The 19,776-nt window shown below is 71.5% G+C and carries 16 protein-coding genes and 1 pseudogene; 5 read left to right on the plus strand and 12 right to left on the minus strand.

Going from position 1 to position 19,776, the window contains the following annotated elements; translation table 11 throughout:
- Positions 1-48: 48 nt before the first annotated feature.
- The 4 genes from IEY17_RS14945 to fdh all read right to left on the minus strand — a co-directional run bounded on the left by IEY17_RS14945 (position 49) and on the right by fdh (position 6,116).
- Positions 49-915, minus strand: a complete 867-nt coding sequence (locus IEY17_RS14945) for a siderophore-interacting protein (RefSeq protein ID WP_188988096.1) — start codon at positions 913-915, stop codon at positions 49-51.
- A gap of 162 nt (positions 916-1,077) precedes the next feature.
- Positions 1,078-1,980 (minus strand): NrfD/PsrC family molybdoenzyme membrane anchor subunit, encoded by a 903-nt coding sequence (gene nrfD / locus IEY17_RS14950; protein WP_188988098.1) that lies wholly within the window; start codon positions 1,978-1,980, stop codon positions 1,078-1,080.
- On the minus strand, positions 1,977-2,837 hold the full coding sequence (locus tag IEY17_RS14955) for a 4Fe-4S dicluster domain-containing protein (RefSeq protein WP_188988100.1): 861 nt from the start codon (positions 2,835-2,837) through the stop codon (positions 1,977-1,979). The genes nrfD and IEY17_RS14955 overlap by 4 nt, the downstream gene beginning before the upstream one ends.
- Positions 2,838-2,840: 3 nt before the next feature.
- The gene (gene fdh, locus IEY17_RS14960; RefSeq protein WP_188988102.1) at positions 2,841-6,116 is read right to left on the minus strand and encodes a formate dehydrogenase; all 3,276 of its coding nucleotides are present in this window, start codon (positions 6,114-6,116) and stop codon (positions 2,841-2,843) included.
- Between the two features lie 168 nt (positions 6,117-6,284).
- Between fdh and IEY17_RS14965 the strand changes: the two genes are divergently transcribed.
- Complete coding sequence (locus tag IEY17_RS14965) at positions 6,285-6,935, plus strand: TetR/AcrR family transcriptional regulator (RefSeq protein ID WP_188988104.1); 651 nt, start codon at positions 6,285-6,287, stop codon at positions 6,933-6,935.
- Positions 6,936-7,150: 215 nt separating this feature from the next.
- Here IEY17_RS14965 and IEY17_RS14970 read toward each other — a convergent pair whose 3' ends face one another.
- Positions 7,151-7,417 carry a hypothetical protein gene (locus IEY17_RS14970; RefSeq protein WP_188988106.1) on the minus strand — a complete coding sequence of 89 codons (267 nt, stop codon included), beginning with the start codon at positions 7,415-7,417 and terminating at the stop codon, positions 7,151-7,153.
- Positions 7,418-7,750: 333 nt separating this feature from the next.
- Positions 7,751-8,379, minus strand: a pseudogene (locus IEY17_RS14975) (pyridoxamine 5'-phosphate oxidase family protein).
- Between the two features lie 686 nt (positions 8,380-9,065).
- Here IEY17_RS14975 and IEY17_RS14980 point away from each other — a divergent pair.
- From IEY17_RS14980 to ku, 4 genes are all read left to right on the plus strand, one after another.
- Positions 9,066-9,374 carry a hypothetical protein gene (locus tag IEY17_RS14980; protein ID WP_188988108.1) on the plus strand — a complete coding sequence of 103 codons (309 nt, stop codon included), beginning with the start codon at positions 9,066-9,068 and terminating at the stop codon, positions 9,372-9,374.
- A 111-nt stretch (positions 9,375-9,485) separates the two neighbouring features.
- Positions 9,486-10,775 carry an L-seryl-tRNA(Sec) selenium transferase gene (gene selA / locus IEY17_RS14985; RefSeq protein WP_188988110.1) on the plus strand — a complete coding sequence of 430 codons (1,290 nt, stop codon included), beginning with the start codon at positions 9,486-9,488 and terminating at the stop codon, positions 10,773-10,775.
- The gene (selB, locus tag IEY17_RS14990; protein WP_188988111.1) at positions 10,775-12,568 is read left to right on the plus strand and encodes a selenocysteine-specific translation elongation factor; all 1,794 of its coding nucleotides are present in this window, start codon (positions 10,775-10,777) and stop codon (positions 12,566-12,568) included. Before selA ends, selB begins: the two co-directional genes overlap by 1 nt.
- A gap of 79 nt (positions 12,569-12,647) precedes the next feature.
- Complete coding sequence (gene ku / locus IEY17_RS14995; protein ID WP_188988113.1) at positions 12,648-13,607, plus strand: non-homologous end joining protein Ku; 960 nt, start codon at positions 12,648-12,650, stop codon at positions 13,605-13,607.
- Positions 13,608-13,748: 141 nt separating this feature from the next.
- On the opposite strand, the gene paaE is transcribed toward ku, so the two are convergent.
- The 6 genes from paaE to paaZ are packed head-to-tail and all read right to left on the minus strand — an operon-like array spanning position 13,749 to position 19,582.
- Entirely contained in the window at positions 13,749-14,813 is a 1,065-nt protein-coding gene (paaE, locus tag IEY17_RS15000; RefSeq protein WP_229680206.1) for a 1,2-phenylacetyl-CoA epoxidase subunit PaaE, read from the minus strand.
- A gap of 40 nt (positions 14,814-14,853) precedes the next feature.
- On the minus strand, positions 14,854-15,372 hold the full coding sequence (paaD, locus tag IEY17_RS15005) for a 1,2-phenylacetyl-CoA epoxidase subunit PaaD (protein ID WP_188988117.1): 519 nt from the start codon (positions 15,370-15,372) through the stop codon (positions 14,854-14,856).
- Positions 15,366-16,253, minus strand: coding sequence for a 1,2-phenylacetyl-CoA epoxidase subunit PaaC (paaC, locus tag IEY17_RS15010; protein WP_188988119.1), 888 nt, complete (start codon positions 16,251-16,253; stop codon positions 15,366-15,368). Before paaC ends, paaD begins: the two co-directional genes overlap by 7 nt.
- A gap of 10 nt (positions 16,254-16,263) precedes the next feature.
- Positions 16,264-16,575, minus strand: coding sequence for a 1,2-phenylacetyl-CoA epoxidase subunit PaaB (gene paaB / locus IEY17_RS15015; RefSeq protein WP_188988121.1), 312 nt, complete (start codon positions 16,573-16,575; stop codon positions 16,264-16,266).
- Complete coding sequence (gene paaA / locus IEY17_RS15020) at positions 16,572-17,537, minus strand: 1,2-phenylacetyl-CoA epoxidase subunit PaaA (RefSeq protein WP_188988123.1); 966 nt, start codon at positions 17,535-17,537, stop codon at positions 16,572-16,574. The genes paaB and paaA overlap by 4 nt, the downstream gene beginning before the upstream one ends.
- 2 nt (positions 17,538-17,539) lie before the next feature.
- Positions 17,540-19,582 (minus strand): phenylacetic acid degradation bifunctional protein PaaZ, encoded by a 2,043-nt coding sequence (gene paaZ, locus IEY17_RS15025; RefSeq protein WP_188988125.1) that lies wholly within the window; start codon positions 19,580-19,582, stop codon positions 17,540-17,542.
- Positions 19,583-19,776: the final 194 nt, after the last annotated feature.

Genomic DNA, 19,776 nt, shown 5'->3' on the forward strand with positions numbered 1-19,776 from the left:
CGCCGTAGGCGGCCCAGGTGGATTGGCCCAACTGCGACGCCGGTTCGATCAGTCCTGTTCCGGATCGGGGTGGCGGGGCTCGTCCTCGGACCTGCCGTAGCGCCAGTAACCCATGAACGTGACCGCGTCGCGGTGGAAACCGCGCTCCCGGAGCAGGTGCCGCCGGACGGTGGTCACCATGGCTGCCTCCCCGGCCACCCACGCGTACCACTCGCCTCCCGGCAACGGTGCGGAGCGGACAGCCTCCACCAGCGCCGCCCCCGGCCGCCGCGCGCGGCGCGGCAGCCAGTGCACCTGCACGTCGGCGGTACTGGCGAGGTGCTGCGCGTCGGCGACGTCGGGGATTTCGACGTAGACCTTCGCCTGCACGCCGCCCGGCAGCGCCGCGAGGATGCCGCCGATCGCGGGGAGCGCGGTCTCGTCACCGACGAGCAGCGTGCGACCGCGCAGCGCGTCCAACCGGTACTCCACACCGGAGCACCGCACGCCGTGCGGGTGCTCGGCGTTGGGCGCGTACACGAGCAACCGGTCCCCTGGCCGGGCCCGACCGGCGAACGCCGAGGCCGGTCCGGTGCCGCCGTGCAGCACGAAGTCCACATCGAACTCGGCGAGTTCCGGCCGGTGCGCGCGGACGGTGTAGCTGCGCAGCTTCGGGCGGATGTCCGGTGGCAGCTCGCGCAGGGCCTGGTACGGCCGCTCCCCCGTCGGCACGAGTGGTTCCCGCTGCCCGGGCAACGGGAAGATCATCTTGACCCGCTGGTCGAGCCCGCCGCTGGTCATCGCGGACAACTCGGGACCGGTGAAGGTGATCCGCGCGACGTGGCGGCTCAGCCGGTGCACCCGGGCGACCTCGATGCGGAACAGGCGGAACGGCGAGGTGACCACATCGGATCGCGGCGGGGTCAGGATCGTCATGCGGCAGCTCCGGGTGGTCGGTGCGAACACGAGGATCAACGCTTTAACGAAGCCTAACCTAACTCGATTGCGGACAGTCCGCACCCCCACCCCGTCAACCGCCGCTCGAACGAAATCGATTTCAATCAACACTGAAACGACGAACATTCCTGAAATATCCGGTCAGCTGATGACCTGGTCAGCGCGCTGCCGCTGCGGCACCACGGTGTAGCGCGGGTCGCGGGCCGACACGCGACCGGCCTCGAAGATCCCGTAGCGCGTCGCCACCGCTGCCGCGGTCAGGCACGCCCCCGCGGCGATGGCGGCGGCCCTGCTGTGCCGCGCGAACAGCGCCGCACCCGCGCCCAGGCCGTTGAGCACCTTTGCCGCGCGCAGTACCGCACCGACGCGCCCCTGCTCGTAGACCTCGCCGACCATCCCGGCGCGCCGCCGCATCCGCTCGAACGCCCCGAACTCCAGCGCCACACCGGCGACGGCCATCCGGCAGGCCGGTCCCTCGTCTCCGGGGGCGGCCAGCAGGCCAACCGCTGCCCCGCTGGCCACCGCGCTTCCGGCGAACACGTACGGCAGCTCGCGGTAGACCTCGTGCCAGCCCGGCACCGCCGTGTCGGCCAGCAGGACCGCGGTGTAGGTCATCACGGCCGGAGCGACCACCCCGGCAGTCGTGCTCGCGGCCCGGCCCCACCGCGGCAGCAGGCCGGTCAGGTCGCTGACCGCGCCCGCGGCGGACAGCGCGGAGAACGGGGCGAGGATCCACGAGCCGACGCTCAGCGGCGAGGTCGGCTTGAGCATCCGCAGCATGTTCACAAACCGGGCCGGTCGCCCGAGATCATGGACCAGGGCTGCGACGCTGGCGGTGGTCCCGGTCGCGGCGGCCGCGCGCCCGGCGCGGGCCAGCCGGGCGCGGCCGGTGAGGTCGGCGCACAGCGCCATCGTCGACGACGCCCCGGCCATGCCGCCGAGGTAGAGGTAGGCCGGAACGTCCGGCACCTTCCACACCGGTGGCTTGATCACCGGCCGGTCGTAGTAGGAGCGGAACTCCGCGCCCCGCTCGCCCCGCGTCACCGCCTGCCCCCGACGAAGCACCCGGCGACCACCGCCGCCGCGGCCAGCGCGGCGCCCGCGGCGTGCCGCCACATCGACGGCAGGTCCCGGGTCGTCACCACCGGCTCCGGCGGCAGCCCGTAGACCTCCGGTTCGTCCAGCAGCAGGAAGAACGCGCCGTCCCCGCCCACGCCGTCGGCCGGATCGTGCCCGTACAGCCGGGCGCTGGTGACGCCCTGCTCGTGCAGCTCGTCCACGCGCAGCTCGGCGCGGCGGCGCAACTCCTCCAGCGGCCCGTACTGGATGGACTCCGTCGGGCAGGCGGTCGCGCAGGCGGGCATCAACCCGGCGCCCAGCCGGTCCTGGCACATCGTGCACTTGGCCGCGACGCCGGTGTCCGGCCGGACGTCGATCACCCCGTAGGGGCAGGCGGGCACGCAGTAGCCGCAGCCGTTGCACACGTCGTCCTGCACCAGGACGGTGCCGTACTCGGTGCGGATCAGCGCGCCGGTCGGGCAGACATCCAGGCACGCGGCGTGCGTGCAGTGCTTGCAGACGTCGGAGGACATCAGCCAGCGCACCTGGTCCTCGCCCATCGTGGGCATGCCGAGATCCGCGGTGGACCCGCGCTGCTCCACGAAGGCCACGTGCCGCCAGGTCGTGGCGCCGAGGTCCGCGGTGTTGTCGTAGGACATGCCGGTGAGGTCCAGGCCGTCCTCGGGCAGCAGGTTCCACTCCTTGCAGGCCACCTCGCATGCCTTGCAGCCGATGCACACGCTGGTGTCGGTGAAGAATCCGACCCGCTCCGGGTGCTCCGGCGGGTAACCCGCCTCCGCCGCCGGGTCGGCCAGCGGACCGCTCAACCGGTGCTGCGTCACGGTTCACCCTCCTCCGCGTCGCGGATCGTCGGCGTACTCCATGCCGGTGCGTTCGGTGATCCCCGCGCGCTCGCGGTACTCGGCAACCAGCCGCGGCAGGTCCGCACCGCGCGGGCGGCGCCCGGGCCGGATGTCACAGCTGCCCGCCTTGGTCTCCATGATGTGCACGTTCGGGTCCAGCGCCACGTTGACCAGTTCGTTGGCGGCGTCCCCGGTGGTCAGCCCGTTCGGACCCCAGTGCCACGGGATGCCGATCTGGTGCACGGTGCGCCCGCCCAGCCGCAACGGCCGCATCCGGGAGGTCACCAGCACCCGGCCCTCGATCGCGGCGCGCGCGGTGATCACGGTGGCCCAGCCCAGGTGCCGCAAGCCGCGTTCGGCGGCCAGTTCCGGCGAGACCTCCAGGAACATCGCCGGGGCCAGCTCCGCCAGGTGCGCCAGCCACCGGCTCATGCCCCCGGCGGTGTGGTGCTCGGTGAGCCGGAACGTGGTGAACACGTACGGGTACACCTCGCTGCCGGGTTCGCCGCCGCTGGGCTGGTAACGGTTCTCCGGCCGGGAGGCCACCTGCCGAGCCGGGTTGCGCTGCTGTCGCGGGTGCACCCGGTTCTCCAGGGGCGATTCCTGCGGTTCGTAGTGCGCGGGCAGCGGGCCGTCGACCAGCCCGGCAGGGACGTAGAGCCAGCCACGCCCGTCGCTCTGCATGATGAACGGGTCGGTGCCCGCGATGCCCGCCGGTCCGGTGGTGCCGGGTTCGGGCACGTAGTCGGGGCGCTTGCCCCTGTCGAAGTCAGGCACGTCGTGGCCGGTCCACTCGCCGCGCCGCTCGTCCCACCAGACGTAGGCCTTGCGCTCGCTCCACGGGCGGCCGTCGGGGTCGGCGGAGGCCCGGTTGTAGAGCACCCGCCGGTTGGCCGGCCACGCCCAGCCCCACTCCGGGGCCACCCAGGTCTGCTCGGCGGCGGGTTTGCGGCGGGCCGCCTGGTTGACGTCGTCGGCGAAGACGCCGCAGTAGATCCAGCACCCGCAGCGGGTGGAGCCGTCGGGGCGCAGTTGGGTGTAGGACGACAGCGCCCGGCCCTCGGCGTCGAAGCCGTTGATCTCCCGCAGCACGGCCGCCGCACTCGGCTCCTCCAGATCACCCTCGGTCGGGTAGTCCCAGGTCAGCTCCAGCAGCGCGCGGTCCCGCTCCGTCGGACCGGCCGCGCGCAGCTTCTCCCGCAACCGGCGGCCCAGGTGGTAGAAGAACCACAGATCGCTGCGCTGGTCGCCGCGCGGCTCCACGGCCTTGTGGTGCCACTGCAGCAACCGCTGGGTGTTGGTGAACGTGCCGTCCTTCTCGGTGTGGGCGGCGGCGGGCAGGAAGAACACCTCGGTGCCGATGTCCTCGGTGCGCATCTCCCCGGTCTGGATCTCCGGGCCGTCCTTCCAGAACGTCGCCGTCTCCACCAGGTTCAGGTCGCGCACCACCAGCCAGTCCAGGTTGGTCAGGCCCAGCCGCTGCTGGCGGGCGTTGGCGGTGCCGACCGCGGGGTTCTCGCCGACGACGAAGTAGCCCCGGCACCGGCCCTCGATCTGCTCGATGGCGGTCTGGAAGGTGCCGTGGTCGCCGGTGAGCCGGGGCAACCAATCGAAGCAGAAGTCGTTCTCGGCGGTGGCGTGCTCGCCCCACCACGCCTTGAGCAGGCTCACCAGATAGCTGCGCATCCCGGCCCAGTAGCCGCGCGCCTGCTCGTCCGGGGCGACGAAGGTCTCCAGGTCGACGTCGGTGTGCGCGTGCGGCATGGGGATGTAGCCGGGCAGCAGGTTGAACAGCGTCGGGATGTCGGTGGAACCCTGGATGCTGGCGTGCCCGCGCAGCGCCAGGATGCCGCCGCCGGGGCGTCCGATGTTGCCCAGCAGCAGCTGCAGGATCGACGCGGCGCGGATGTACTGCACGCCGACCGTGTGCTGGGTCCAGCCCACCGAGTAGGCGATCGCCGTGGTGCGGTCCCGCCCGGAGTTGGCCACCAACTGCTCGGCGACCCACCGGAACTCCTCCCGGGAGATCCCGCAGACCTGCTCCACCAGTTCCGGCGTGTAGCGGGCGAAGTGCCGCTTGAGCAGCTGGAACACACAGCGCGGGTGGTGCAGCGTGGGATCGGACTCGGGGCGGCCCCCGTAGACCGGCCCGCCCGAGCCGGTGCGCTCCGGGCGGCTGGTCTCGCGCTCCCTGCCGTGTGGTGTGCTCGGCACCTCCGGGCCGTGTCCGCCCACCGACGGCACGACGGCACCGCCCTCGTACTGCCAGGTCTCGGTGTCGTAGCCGCCGACCTCGGGGTCGAACCCGGAGAACACCCCGGCCAGGTCCTCGGTGTCGCGGAAGTCCTCGCCCACGATCATGGACGCGTTGGTGTAGTGCACCACGTAGTCGTGGAAGTACGACCCGGTGCTGAGCACGTAATTGATCAGCCCGCCGAGGAAGGCGATGTCGCTGCCCGCGCGCAGCGGCACGTGCCGGTGCGCCAGCGCCGAGGTGCGGGTGAACCGCGGGTCGACGTGGATGATCGTGGCGCCACGCCGCTTGGCCTCGACGACCCACTGGAACCCCACCGGGTGGGCCTCGGCCATGTTGGAGCCCTGGATGAGGATGCAGTCCGCGTTGGCGAGGTCCTGCTGGAAGGTCGTGGCGCCGCCGCGCCCGAAGGAGGTGCCCAGACCGGGCACCGTGGAGGAGTGTCAAATACGGGCCTGGTTCTCCACCTGGATGGCGCCCAGGGCGGTGTAGAGCTTCTTCATGAGGTAGTTCTCCTCGTTGTCGAGGGTCGCTCCTCCGAGGCTCGCGATGCCCGTGGTGCGCCGTAGCGGCCTGCCGTCGGCGTCGGTGTCCTGCCAGGTGGCGTTGCGGGTGGCCAGCACCCGGTCGGCGATCATGTCCAGCGCGGTGTCGAGGTCGAGGTCCTCCCACTCGGTGCCGTGCGGGCGGCGGTAGCGGACCTTGGTCTGGCGCAGCGGCGAGGTCACCAGCTCGCGGCTGGCCGAGCCCTTGGGGCACAACCGGCCGCGGCTGATCGGCGAGTCCGGGTCGCCCTCGATCTGGGTGACCGCGCCGTTTTGGACGAAGACCTTCTGGCCACAGCCCACCGCGCAGTACGGGCACACCGAGCGGACCACCGAGTCGGCGTCCTCGGTTCGCGCGCGGCTCTCGTCGGTGCGCCGCGACCGGGCCGCCGTCCCCCTGCCCAGGGGGTCGGTCCCGGTCAGCTGGCGTAGCACCGGCCAGCGCAGCCACTCGACCATCAGCACTCCTGTTGCCGTTCAGGTTCCAGGAAAAACCTGCCGACGGCTGGCGGCAACTTCAGCGGCGGGTGCTCGGCAGCCAGGTCCGGTTATGTCCGCACTGACTTGTGTCGCGCATGACGCCGAGCACGCTTGACCCCGCGCTGACCTGGGACGAACCTGGCAGGTATGACGGCCGTCTCGGGTCACGGCTCCGCTCCCCCACCCCAGGACCGCCGACGCCGGCGGACGCTGCGCACGCGGGCGGCGATCGAGGCCGCGGCGCTCAGGCTGTTCGCCGAACAGGGTTTCGCCCACACCACGGTGGAGCAGATCGCCGAGGCGGCCGACATCGCGCCGCGCACGTTCTTCCGGCACTTCCCCAGCAAGGACGCCGTGCTCTTCGGTGATCCGGAGCACGAGACCGCGCGGATGCGCGAGGTGCTGGCGACCCGGCCCGCCGACGAGCACCCGATGCGGTCGCTGGCGGCGGCGCTGCTGGAAGCCGCCGACCGCATCGAGGCCGACCGCGAGCAGCACCTGATGCGGGCCGAACTGCTCAGCAGTCTGCAGAACACCGCCGAGTACGAGCAGCACCTGATCCGCCAGCGCTGGGTGCGGGACGTGGCGAACCTGATCGCCAAGCGGATGGGCACGCCCGCAGCGGATCCACGCGCGGTGGCCTGGTCGATGGCGCTGATGAGCTGCTTCGGCGCGGCCATGCACGCGTGGCTGCTCCGCGAGGACGGCACACCGTTGCGGACGGTTCTGACCGAGGTCCTCGCGGGCACCGCGGGCGGCCTCGCGGAGGCCGCCGACCTGCTCAGGGAGGGAGTCTGAACCCGTTGCCGACCGTGTCCACGGCGTTGCGCGCGTGTACGTGGCGATTCCGCCGCGGGCATGGTGATGGCGTGCCACCCCGACGCACCGCACGACGGCCGTTCCGCACCGGCCGAGGAGTTCACCTACCGCATCATCCACATCGGACCTGATCTGGTTCGCGCCCCGGAGCGCGGTGGTCCGGAGTACCGGGAGGTTGACGGAGATCCTCGACGTTACCCGACCTTCCCGTTCCCGCCCTTGCTCCGGGAATCGGGGTGGTTGTCCCGGTCCCCGGCCTTGTGGTCGTTCTTCTTGTCACCTGCGTGGTGGTCGTCGTCCTTCTGCACCGCGATAACGCCGGGGTGGGCATGGGGCTGGACCGCGTGCGGTACTGGGATGCTCGACGAGTTGACGGTGGCAGCGGTGGCGGTACCGACGGCTCCCGATGCCGCGGACGCGGCAAGCGCCAGGCCGACCAGCGCTCGGACAGTTGTGCGCATGACATTTTCCTTCCGACGGCGGGCACCAGTACGAGCCCTGATTCCTCGTCAGCGGCGGGGAAATGCGGCGCTCGCGCCGACGTCCGCCTCCGTCAACAGCACCCCGAACGCGGGAATTCCCGGTCGTCGCGGCGTTTTCGGGTTCGACGACCACCGGCCGGCTGTTTTCGGGTACCGCAACGGGAATAAAGTGGCCGACGCAGGGTCCAAAGTCCCGGTGGGCCGAGGACGTTCTCCCCGGAAGTCGATCCGACACCGCGCGGAAGCCGCCCTACTGGCCCAGCGGAAGTGTCGTGCGTCACAGATCGGCGGGTTCGCCGATGGCACCGCCGTTCAGTACAGGTGGTTGGCGTACTGGTCGCCGTAGTAGTGCTCCAGCTCCGCCAGGGAATCCTCGGGACGCTCCAGTGCTTTGGCGATCCGCGGCCGGGACGGTACCGCGTCCGGCTGCCACGTCTCCGGCTCCCACAGGCGCGACCGCAGGAACGCCTTGGCGCAGTGGTGGAAGACCTGCTCGACCTCCACCACCATCGCCAGCACCGGCCGGTTTCCCTTAACCACCATCCGGTCGAAGAACGGTGCCTCCCGCACCAGGCGGGCGCGGCCGTTGATGCGCAACGTGTCGCCCCGGCCCGGGAGGAAGAAGATCAGGCCGACGTGCGGGTTCGACAGCACGTTGCGGTAGCCGTCCACCCGCCGGTTGCCCGGGCGCTCCGGGATCTCGATGGTGCGCTCGTCGAGGACGAGGGCCAACCCCGCCGGGTCGCCCTTGGGCGAGACGTCGCAGGTGCCGTCGGCCGCCGAGGTGGCGACCGGTAGAACGGCGAGGCCGCCAGCCACTGGCGGTCCAGCTCGTGCAGTTCGGTCCGCTCCTTCTGCCAGACCCGCGGCAGCGGCTGCCCCACCAGCTCGCGCAGTTCGGCCTCCGAGGTGATCTCCACCAGACCGGCGGTGTCGTCCATCCACCCTCCCAAGATCGGCTTCACGCGGAGCCTGGACCGCCGCGCCCCGGCCGGGACAGCCGTTCGCGTCGCGGGGCCGCCGTGGTCCGGCACGGCGCCCCGCAGCCCCGTTACCGGTGTCGACCACCTGTTCGCTCCCGCTTCCCGCGTCATCCCCCGGGAGAGCACAGACGTTGTCAACCTTTATTGACACAGTCGGATTGTCCTGGAAGTCCGGTGCCTGCGCCGTACGGCATAGCGGAATTCGGCAGAAGCATTGCGGGAGCCCCCGATTTCATTGCCCAGCGGAATGCGAAGCAAAGCGGATGGGCCGCGCCGCGATGACGCGATGCGGCATTTCCCGGCGAATGCGCCGATCTCGGCCGAGTTCCACCTCCGCACCCGTTTGTCCCGCGACCAGGTGAGCAGCCGCGACAAAAACGAGAAGAGTGAGCGCCCGCCGACTTCACCGCCGCCCGATGATCCCAACAGAAGCCACGTGACCAGCGAAGATGACAAATTCGATCATGATGATCACATTCATCGGCGGTGCCCCGATCGGGCCGCCCCGAACAACGCCGGGGCTACCTCCGGGTGTCAACCGATCCGACCACCCACCCGGCATCTCGCAAATGCGTCCGGTACTCCTGATCCAGGTCCAGCGCATCTGGGCCACGAAATTCCCGAACCTCACGGAGGAAATGACAATGCGTATGCGTCGTGTCGCACTGGCCGGGCTGGCCGCTGCCGGGATCGTGCTGTCGGGCGGGGCCGCGGCCTTCGCCGACGATGAGGAGGGCATGCCGAACCTGACGCTGCCCGGCCAGGAGTCCGGCAGCGACAGCTTCCAGATTCCCGGACTGGACCAGCTCGGCGAGCAGTTCAATGAGCAGTTCGGCGGCGTGCAGGGCCAGCCCGAGTCCAACGCCAACTCCGACGAGTCGAGCCCGAGCCAGTCGTCCCCGGACGAGGACCAGGAGTCCGCCAGCCCGTCGAACAGCTCCGACGAGGACTGACTCCGCGGTCTCCGACCGGTGAGATGCCCCGCGCTCCTCGCGGCCGCGGGGCACCTCACCGGTCGCGGCATCCGCGAGCCCCGCGGCGGCCGGAGACCTATAGTGCGGGCCATGGCCGACCCTCGGCAGCGAGTACCCGGCACCGACCGCGTCCTCGCCGAACCCGCCGTGGCCGCCGCCGTGCAGCGACTGGGCCGTCGGCTGGTCAAGGAGGCGGTGCACGCCGCGCAGGAACGCGCTCGCGCGGGCGAGATCAGCCCGGCTGACGTCACGGCGGAAGCGCTGGCCGCGCTCCCGAAATCCGCGTCGAGCATCCGGCGCGTGCTCAACGCGACCGGCGTCCTGCTGCACACCAACCTCGGCCGGGCGCCGCTGTCGGCGGCAGCCGTGCAGGCCGTGCAGGAGGCTGCCGGAACCACGAACGTCGAGCTCGACCTGCACACCGGTCGACGCGGTCCGCGCGGCGCGGCCGCGATCTCAGCGCTACTGGACTCGGTGCCGCGTGCTGAGGCCGCGCACGTGGTCAACAACGGTGCTGCCGTGCTGGCACTGGCCGCGACCGCGCTCGCACAGGACCGCGAGATCGTCCTGGCTCGCGGCGAGATGGTCGAGATCGGCGCCGGTTTCCGCATCCCCGACCTGCTCACCGCCACCGGGGCGCGGCTACGCGAGATCGGCACCACCAACCGGGTTCGGCTCGACGACTACCGCGCGGCGCTCGGCCCGGACACCGGTTTCGTCCTGAAGGTGCACCCGTCGAACTTCGTGATCAGCGGCTTCACCGCCGACGTGCCGGTCGCCGCGCTGCGCGACCTCGACGTCCCGGTGGTCGTCGACATCGGGTCCGGGCTGCTGCACCCGCATCCGGTGCTGCCGAGGGAACCCGACGCCACGACCGCGCTGCGCGACGGCGCCGACCTGGTGATCGCCAGCGGCGACAAGCTGCTCGGCGGTCCGCAGGCCGGGCTCCTGCTGGGCCGCGCCGATCTCGTGCAGCAGCTGCGGCAGCACCCCCTGGCCCGCGCACTGCGTGTCGACAAGCTCACCCTCGCCGCGCTGGAGGCGACGCTACGCGGCCCGAGCACGCTGACCGACAACGCACTACGCCAGGACCCCGCGCAACTGCTGCGCCGTGCCGAGCTCCTCGCCGAAGCGCTCACCGCCGCGGGTGTCCCGGCTTGTTCGCAGCTCAGCGACGCCACCGTCGGTGGCGGTGGCGCTCCCGGCGTGACGCTGCCCAGCGCGGCGGTCGCGCTACCCGAGCGGTTCGCCAAGCCGCTGCGCGAGGGAAAGCCCCCGGTCATCGCGCGGCTCGACCAGGGTTGGTGCCTGCTGGACCTGGCCGCGGTCCCTGCGGAGTGTGACGACGAGTTGCGCCGAGCAGTGCTGGCGGCGAGCTGATGCACGTCATCGCCACCGCCGGGCATGTCGATCACGGTAAGTCCACCCTCGTCCGCCGGCTCACCGGGATGGAACCGGACCGCTGGGCCGAGGAACGCCGCCGCGGCCTGACCATCGACCTCGGCTTCGCCTGGACCCGGCTGCCCGACGGGTGCACGGCGGCGTTCGTCGACGTGCCCGGTCACGAGCGGTTCGTGCCCAACATGCTCGCCGGGGTCGGTCCGGTCCCGGCGGTGCTGTTCGTGGTGGCCGCTGACGAGGGCTGGATGCCGCAGTCGCAGGAGCACCTCGACGCCCTGACCGCACTCGGGGTGCGCCACGGCCTGCTCGCCATCACGCGCTGCGACCTGGCCGACCCTGCGCCGGCCGCCGAGCAGGCCCGCGAGCGGCTGACCGGCACCCCGCTCGCGGATATCCCGGAAGTGCACGTCAGCGGCGCGACCGGGTCCGGGGTTGGGCGGTTGCGTGACGAGATCGACGCTCTGGTGCACCGGCTGCCCGCGCCGGACCGGGACGCCGACGTGCGGCTGTGGATCGACCGCGCGTTCACCATCCGCGGCGCTGGAACAGTCGTCACCGGCACGCTGCCCGCGGGCACGCTGGGCACCGGTGACCGGCTGCTGCTGCATCCCGGCGGTGTGCAGGCCACCGTCCGCGGCGTACAGGCGCTGGGGGTCGCCGTGCAACGGGTTGAAGCCGTGGCGCGGGTGGCGGTAAATCTCCGCGGCGTCGCTGTCGACCAGGTGCGGCGCGGCCACGCCCTGCTGACCCCGGACCGCTGGCTGAGCACCGACCTGCTCGACGTGCGGGTCCACGGCTGCGCTGTGGGGGACCTGCCGCGCGAGGTCATGCTGCACATCGGTGCCGCGGCGGTCAGCGCGCGTGTGCGCCCGCTCGGACGCGACACCGCCCGGCTCGCGCTGCGCACCCAGCTGCCGCTGCGGATCGGCGACCGCGCGCTCCTACGGGAACCGGGCGGCCGGTGCATCCGCGGCGGCTCCGTCGTGCTCGACGTCCGGCCGCCCGCACTGGCCAGGCGCGGCGCCGCGCGGGCACGCGCCGCCGAACTGGCCACGATGGACGGAAGCCCGGACGGCACCGCCGAACTCCGCCGACGCGGGCTGGTCCGCGCCGAAGACCTGCGCGCCATGGGCGCCGAACCGCCCGGACCGGGCCCGTGGCTGCTGTCCGAAGAGCACCGCGCGGAGCTCGGCAGGCGGCTCGCGGACCTGTTCGCGCAGCACCTCCGGACGCACCCGCTCGACGATGGCATGCCCGCCGAAGCCGCGCGCCGCCACCTCGACCTACCGGACCCGGCGCTGGTGGGCGACGTCGCGCGGGCCGCCGGACTCGCGCTGGGCGAAGGCCGCCTGCGGCGCGGCAGCACACCGCTGCCGCCGCGGGTGCAGCGCGCTGTGCGGGAGATCCAGCGGGCGCTGACCGAACAGCCGTTCCAGGCCCCCACCGCCGGCTTCCTCGCCGAACTCGGCATCGGCGACAAGGAACTGGCCGCCGCCGCCCGCGCCGGGGCGCTACTCCGGCTGGCACCAGGACTGGTGCTGCTACCCGACGCCGAGCGCACCGCGCTGGAGCGGCTCGCCCGGCTTCCGGAGCCGTTCACGCTGAGCCAGGCCAGGCAGGCGCTGGGCACCTCGCGGCGCGTCGCGGTGCCACTGCTGGAGCGGCTCGCCGAACGCGGCCGCACCCGGTTGCTTCCCGACGGCCGGCACCGGCTGGTTTCTCCTCCCCCAAACCCGGGATACCCCGAGGGCGACTCGGCGTCGCGGCGCTGAGCGGGAGTGCTGCGATCGTGCGGGCCGCCCCGCATGGTGAGGTTGGCGCTCGTCGCGCCGGGGGCGATGGGAGGCGACCATGCCGCGGAAGATCTGGACCGGTTCGATCAACTTCGGGCTGGTGACCATCCCTGTCGGGCTCTACGCCGCGACCGAGGACCACACCGTCCAGTTCCACCAGTACCAGCGCGGGACGAGTGACCGGATCCGCTACAAGCGGGTCAACGAGCGCACCGGTGAGGAAGTCGACTTCAACGATATCGTCAAGGGCCGCGAGTACGACGGCGGAGTGATCACCGTCGAGCAGTCCGAACTGGACACGATCGCGCCCGGGCGCTCCCGCACCATCGACATCACGACCTTCGTCGACCTCGGTGAGATCGACCCGGTGTACTTCCAGAAGACCTACTGGCTGGCGCCCAACAGCAAGGAGCACTTCCGGCCGTACAACCTGCTGCGGCACGCGATGCGCGAAACCGGTCAGGCGGGCATCGCGACGTTCGTGCTGCGCGGCAAGCAGTACCTCACCGCAGTGCGCGCCGACCGCGACGTGCTGGCGTTGAACACGCTGTACTTCGCCGACGAGATCCGCGACCCCGCCGACCTGGTGGGCGACGCGGGCGAGCAGGCCATGCCCTCGGACCGGGAACTGCAGATGGCCACCACGATCATCGAATCCATGAGCGGCCCGTGGGAGCCCGAGGAGTACGAGGACACCTACACGGCGAAGGTCGAGGAGCTGCTGGCGGAGAAGGCGCGTGGCGGCGAGGTCCGGGCGGCGGAGGCACCGCCGAAGCCGACCGACGTCATCGACCTGACCGAGGCGCTGCGCCGCAGCGTCGACCAGGCCCGCAAGGGCCGCGCCGACAAGCGGGCCGCGCCGGATCTGTCGGAGCTGAGCAAGGCCGAGCTCGACGAGCGCGCCAAGGAAATGGGCATCAAGGGCCGCTCGAAGATGAAGCGGGCCGAACTCGAGGAGGCGGTCGCCGCGGCGGGCGCGGAGCCCACCCGGCGCCGCCGTTCCCGCAAGGTCTCCTGAGCCGCCGACGTCACGGCACAGGTGGCGCCACCCTGCTCGGCGTTGCTGATCTTCCGGCTCCCCTCCGAACGACGCCAGCACATGCGGCTGGCCTGCGCGAACCTGATCAGACGGGGCCGGAGACGCCGGGGCGGTGCGCCGTCAGGCGTCGAAGTCGACGGTGACGCTGTCGGACACCGGCAGGGCCTGGCAGGTCAGCACGAAACCGTCGGCCACCTCGGACTCCTCCAGGGCGAAGTTCCGGCGCATCCGGACCTCGCCGCAGGTGACCTTGGCGCGGCACGTGCCGCAGACCCCGCCCTTGCAGGCGAACGGCAGGTCCTGGCGGACGCGCTGGGCGGCGTCGAGGACCGGGATATCGCGCGGCAGCGTCATCTGCGTCGATCGACCGTCGAGCACCACCGTCACGTCGCTGGTCGACCCCTCCAGCGCCGGTTCCTCGTGGCGCACCGGTTCCGGCGGCACGTCCTCGACGTAGAACAGCTCCTGGTGCACGCGGTCGCCGGGCACGTCGGTGTCGAGCAGCACCTGTTGGGCATCGCGGACCATGCCGTACGGCCCGCACAGCCACCACTGGTCCACCGCCCCCGCATCGATCACTGTGGACAGCAGGGCGCGCAGTTTGGCCGCGTCCAGCCGACCAGTGAACAGCTCCGACTCCCGTGGTTCCCGGGAGAGCACGTGCACCAGCTCCAGGCGCGACGGGTAGCGGTCCTTGAGGTCGGCCAGTTCGTCGGCGAACATCACCGTGTCGCTGCGCCGGTTGCCGTACAGCAGCGTGACCGTCGCGTCCGTCTCGCGCAGCACCGAGGCCGCGATCGACAGCACCGGGGTGATCCCCGATCCGGCGGCGACGCACACGTGCCGCTCGTCCGCGGTGAGGTCCGGGGTGAACGTGCCGGTCGGCGGCATCACCTCGATCTCGTCGCCGGGCCGCACCTCGTGCACCAGCCAGGAGGAGAACAAGCCGCCGGGCACCAGCCGCACCCCGATGCGGGGCGGGGCACCGACCGGCGCGCAGATCGAGTATGACCGGCGTTCCTCGCGGCCGTCGACCCGGCGCCGCAACGTCAACGACTGGCCCGGGCGGAAGGCGAACTCCGCGGCCAGCTCCGGTGGTACCTCGAAGCTCACCGCGACCGCATCGTCACACAACCGCTCCACGCGGCTGACCCGCAGCGGCTGGAAGCCGGTGCGGCGGCGCACCGGGGCGGTGGGTGCTCCGGCGGGGGCGGAACCAACCACGTCAGATCTCCTTGATGTGCTCGAAGGGTTCATGGCACGCGCGGCACCGCCGCAGCGCCTTGCAGGCGGTCGAGCCGAACTGCGAGACCTGCTCGGTGTCAGGGGAACCGCACTGCGGGCAGCGGACCGCGGCGCGCGGCGGGCCGAGCGTCAACGGCACCGGTCCGGCACCGTACTTCGGGGCCGGACCGGGCGGTGCGACGCCGTACGCGGCCAGCTTGCGCCGCCCCGACTCGCTGATCCAGTCGGTGGTCCATGGCGGATCCAGCACGGTGCGCACCTCGACGTCGGTAAACCCGGCCTCGCGCAGCCGACGGGTGAGGTCGGCGCGCATCTCGCGCATCGCCGGGCACCCCGAGTACGTTGGGGTGATCGACACGACCACCGCGCCGGTGCCGGTGAGCTCCACCTCCCGCAGGACGCCGAGGTCGGCCAGGGTCAGCACCGGCAGTTCCGGGTCGGTGACCGACTCGGCGACCGCGCGGGCGTGCGCCAGGTCCGGTTGCGTGCTGGTCACCACGTCGCCTCCGGGTGCGCTCGCGCCAGGCTCTGCATCTCGGCGAGCAGGTAGCCCAGGTGCTCGGTGTGGATCCCGTCCCGACCGGTCCGGCCGGCCACCGCCGCCAGCGGGGGCACGTCCGGCCGCCGCAACGTGGCAGCTGCCAGCACCTGGTCGAGTACCTCGTCGAACTCGGCGCGCACCGTGGCGGGGTCCGCGCCGACTCCCGCCTCGACCATCCGCCGCTCCACGTCGTGGGTGGCGAAGAGCTCGTCGACCAGCGGCCAGACGTCCTCGAGGCCCTGCTGCGCCCGAGCGTGCGAGATCTCGGTGCCGTCGCCGAGCCGTACCACCCACCGCGCGGCGTACTCGCGGTGGTAGGTCAGCTCCTTGACGCCCTTGGCAGCGATCGCCGCCAGCACCGGGTCGCGGGAACCGGCGAGCCGGTCGAACACCGCCAGCCGCCAGGTGGACAGCACCAGCAGCCGGGCGACGGTGTGCGCGAAGTCGCCGTTGGGTACCTCCGCCAGCCGCACGTTGCGGAACTCCCGCTCGTCGCGGAAGTAGGCCAGCTCGTCCTCGTCGCGGCCGGTGCCGTCGGCCTGCCCGGCGCGGGTCAGCAGCAGCCGCGCCTGGCCGAGCAGGTCCAGCGCGATGTTGGCCAGCGCCAGCTCCTCCTCCAGCTCGGGGGCGCGGGTGATCCACTCGATCAGCCGCTGCGAGCTGATCAGCGCGTCGTCGCCGAGCATCAGGCAGTACCGGCCGAGTTCGGCGCCGTCGACGCCGTCCGGCAGCGTGGTGTCCACACCGGACAGCGGGTCGTCGAATCCGGTGCCGAAGGCCCACCGGGCCTCGCCGCCCTCGGCGACGGTCAGCGCCTCGTAGGCGTTGTCGAACGACATCAGGCCGACCTCACATGTGCGGGACGTTGTCGGGGATGCGGTAGAACGTGGGATGGCGGTACACCTTGTCTCCGCTGGGCGCGAAGAACGGGTCCTTCTCGTCCGGGCTGGACGCGGTGATCGCGTCCGCCCGCACCACCCAGATGCTCACGCCCTCGTTGCGCCGGGTGTAGAGGTTGCGGGCGTTGTGCAGTGCCATCTCCTCGTCCGCGGCGTGCAACGAGCCCACGTGTACGTGGTTGAGCCCTCGCTTGCCGCGCACGAAGACCTCGAACAGCGGCCACGAAGCGCGCGGCGCGCCCGCCTCGGTGTCCGAACTCATCGCGCGGCCTCCTCGCGTGCGGCCTGCTTGGCGGCGTGGGCGGCTGCCGCGTCGCGCACCCACTGCCCCTCCTCGTGCGCGGCCCGCCGGCGGGCCAGCCGCTGTTCGTTGCACGGCCCGTCACCGGAGATCACACGCTTGAGCTCCGACCAGTCCGGTTCGCCGAAGTCGTAGTGGCCGCGCTCGGCGTTCCACCGCAGCTGCGGATCGGGCAGCGTGACCCCGAGTGCCTCGGCCTGCGGCACGGTCATGTCGACGAACTTCTGCCGCAGCTCGTCGTTGGTGTGCCGCTTGATCCGCCACGCCATGGACTGCTGGGTGTTGGGCGAGTCACTGTCGGGCGGGCCGAACATCATCAGCGACGGCCACCACCAACGATTGGTGGCGTCCTGCACCATCTCCCGCTGCTGTGCGGTGCCGCGCATCATCGTCATCAGCAGCTCGTAGCCCTGCCGCTGGTGGAACGACTCCTCCTTGCAGATGCGCACCATCGCCCGCGCGTACGGCCCGAAGGAGCTACGGCACAGCGGCACCTGGTTGCAGATCGCCGCGCCGTCCACCAGCCAGCCGATCACGCCGATGTCGGCGAAGGTCAGCGTCGGATAGTTGAAGATCGACGAGTACTTCTGCCGGCGCTGGATGAGCCTGTCGGTCAGCTCCGCGCGGTCCACGCCCAGCGTTTCGGCCGCCGAGTACAGGTAGAGCCCGTGCCCGGCCTCGTCCTGGACCTTGGCGAGCAGGATCGCCTTGCGGCGCAGGCTCGGCGCGCGGGTGAGCCAGTTGCCCTCCGGCTGCATGCCGATGATCTCGGAGTGCGCGTGCTGGGCGATCTGCCGCACCAGCGTCCTGCGGTAGCCCTCGGGCATCCAGTCCCGCGGCTCGATGCGCTGGTCGTGTGCGATTCGTTCGTCGAAGTGCCGCTGCAGCCCGGCCTCGTCGAGCCGGTCGATCGTCGTCGTCATGGTCACCCCTGCTCCCCGGGCCGCTTGGCCACGAGCGTGAGCACGTCGTACTTGGCCACCGAGGCACCGTCCTGGTTGGTCACGTCCACGTCCCAGCGGACTTCGCCGTGCTCGGCGCCGACCCGCGGCGTGATCTGCTTGGCGGTCATCGTCACGGTGATCTCGTCACCGGGATAGGTCGGTGTGAGGAACCGCAGGTTCTCCAGCCCGTAGTTGGCCAGCACCGGGCCCGGGTCCGGGTCGACGAACAGCCCGGCGGCGAAGGACACCACCAGGTAGCCGTGCGCGACGCGGCCGTCGAAGAACGGGTTGGCCCGGGCGGCTTCCTCGTCGGTGTGGGCGTAGAAGGTGTCGCCGGTGAACTCCGCGAAGTGCTCGATGTCCTCCATCGTCACCCGGCGCGGACCCGCGACGACCGTGTCGCCGACGCGCAGCTCCTCGAGGTACTTGCGGAACGGGTGCTGGTCGCCGGTGTTGCGCGGGGCCCCGGTGACCCACTGGCCGGTGATCGCCGAGAGCACCGCCGGATCGGCCTGCACCGCGGTGCGCTGCATGTGGTGCAGCACGCCACGTACGCCGCCCATTTCCTCACCGCCGCCCGCGCGGCCGGGTCCACCGTGGACCAGCGCCGGCAGCGGCGAGCCGTGACCGGTGTTCTCCTGCGCGTTGTGCCGGTTGAGCACCAGCATCCGGCCGTGCCGCGACGCCGCGCCCAGCACGACCTCACGGGCGAAGTCCGTGTCGGCGGTGACCACCGAACCAGCCAGGCTACCCCGGCCACGCCGTGCCAGGTCGACGGCCTGGGCGGTGGTCTGGTACGGCAGCACGGTGCTGACCGGACCGAATGCCTCGACCTCGTGCGGCTGCGGCTGGTCCGGGTCGTCGCAGCGCAGCAACAGCGGCGACAGGAACGCCCCGCGCTCCGGGTCGGCGTCGACCACCTCGACCCGCTCCGGATCGCCGTACACCAGGGTTCCGGCCTCCAGCAGCGCCTTCAGCGACCGGCGCACCTCCTCGCGCTGCTCCAGGCTGGCCAGCGCGCCCATCCGGACCTCCGGCGAGGCCGGGTTGCCGACAACGACCTTCGCCAGCCGAGCCGTGGCCGCGGCCACCACGTCGTCGATCCGGTTCGCCGGGACCAGAGCACGCCGGATGGCCGTGCACTTCTGTCCCGCCTTCACCGTCATCTCGGTGACCAGCTGCTTGACGAACAGGTCGAACTCCGCGCTGCCGGGCTCGGTGTCCGGTCCGAGGATCGAGCAGTTCAACGAGTCCGCCTCGACGGTGAACCGCACCGAGTTCGCCGCCACCACCGGGTGCGTGCGCAGCCGCTGGCCGGTGGCCGCCGAGCCGGTGAACGACACCAGGTCCTGGTCGGTGAGGTGGTCGAACAGGTCGCCCACGCCGCCGCAGATCAGCTGCACCGAGCCCTCCGGCAACAGGCCCGAGGACACCATCAGCTCCACCAGCCGGTGGGTGAGGTAGGCAGTCTGGGTGGCCGGTTTGATCACGCTGGGCACCCCAGCCAGGAAGGCGGGGGCGAACTTCTCCAGCGGCCCCCACACCGGGAAGTTGAAGGCGTTGATCTGCACCGCCACGCCCCGAAGCGGGGTGCAGACGTGCTGGCCGACGAAGGTGCCGCCCTTGCCCAGCGGCTCGACGGGTCCTTCCACGTACACCGTGTCGTTGGGCAGTTCCCGTCGGCCCTTGCTGGAGTAGCTGAACAGCACGCCGATGCCGCCGTCGACGTCGAAGGTGGAGTCGCCGAGCGTCGCGCCGGTGCGCGCCGACAGCGCGTAGAGCTCCTCGCGGTGCTCCCGCAGGTACGACGCGAGGCTCTTGAGCAGCGCGGCGCGCTGGTGGAAGGTCAGCTCCGCCAACGCCGGACCGCCCCGGCGGCGGCCGTGGTCGAGTACCGCAGCCATGTCGATTCCGGCCGAGGAGATGCGCGCGACCTCCTCTCCGGTGACCGCGTCGTGCACCGGCATCCCTCCGTCCGATGGGACGTGCCAGTCACCGTTGACGTAGCTGTGCAGGGCAGCCATGCACCCCGACCTCCTCCAGCTGAATTCTTTAACTGACCGTTCATTCGGAAAATAGCACCGCCGGCCTGCTCCCGGCACCACCCGAACCAGCGAATTCCGGCTTGACCGAACAAGCAACCACACCAGCAACAGCCACTCTTGACAGCGTCCGGACCGGCGGTATTAATTACCGACTATTCGTTCAGTCGGAGGGT

It is taken from the genome of Saccharopolyspora thermophila, from assembly GCF_014646075.1.
GTDB classification, from domain to species: Bacteria; Actinomycetota; Actinomycetes; order Mycobacteriales; family Pseudonocardiaceae; genus Saccharopolyspora; species Saccharopolyspora thermophila.

Bases quoted from the DNA above. Each gene is read 5' to 3' on its own strand.
- IEY17_RS14965 (WP_188988104.1), top strand. From the start codon at position 6,285: ATGACGGCCGTCTCGGGTCACGGCTCCGCTCCCCCACCCCAGGACCGC.
- IEY17_RS14980 (WP_188988108.1), top strand. From the start codon at position 9,066: ATGCGTATGCGTCGTGTCGCACTGGCCGGGCTGGCCGCTGCCGGGATC.
- paaA (WP_188988123.1), bottom strand. From the start codon at position 17,537: ATGACGACGACGATCGACCGGCTCGACGAGGCCGGGCTGCAGCGGCAC.
- IEY17_RS14970 (WP_188988106.1), bottom strand. From the start codon at position 7,417: ATGCGCACAACTGTCCGAGCGCTGGTCGGCCTGGCGCTTGCCGCGTCC.
- selB (WP_188988111.1), top strand. From the start codon at position 10,775: ATGCACGTCATCGCCACCGCCGGGCATGTCGATCACGGTAAGTCCACC.
- paaC (WP_188988119.1), bottom strand. From the start codon at position 16,253: ATGTCGTTCGACAACGCCTACGAGGCGCTGACCGTCGCCGAGGGCGGC.
- ku (WP_188988113.1), top strand. From the start codon at position 12,648: ATGCCGCGGAAGATCTGGACCGGTTCGATCAACTTCGGGCTGGTGACC.
- selA (WP_188988110.1), top strand. From the start codon at position 9,486: ATGGCCGACCCTCGGCAGCGAGTACCCGGCACCGACCGCGTCCTCGCC.
- IEY17_RS14945 (WP_188988096.1), bottom strand. From the start codon at position 915: ATGACGATCCTGACCCCGCCGCGATCCGATGTGGTCACCTCGCCGTTC.
- paaB (WP_188988121.1), bottom strand. From the start codon at position 16,575: ATGAGTTCGGACACCGAGGCGGGCGCGCCGCGCGCTTCGTGGCCGCTG.
- paaZ (WP_188988125.1), bottom strand. From the start codon at position 19,582: ATGGCTGCCCTGCACAGCTACGTCAACGGTGACTGGCACGTCCCATCG.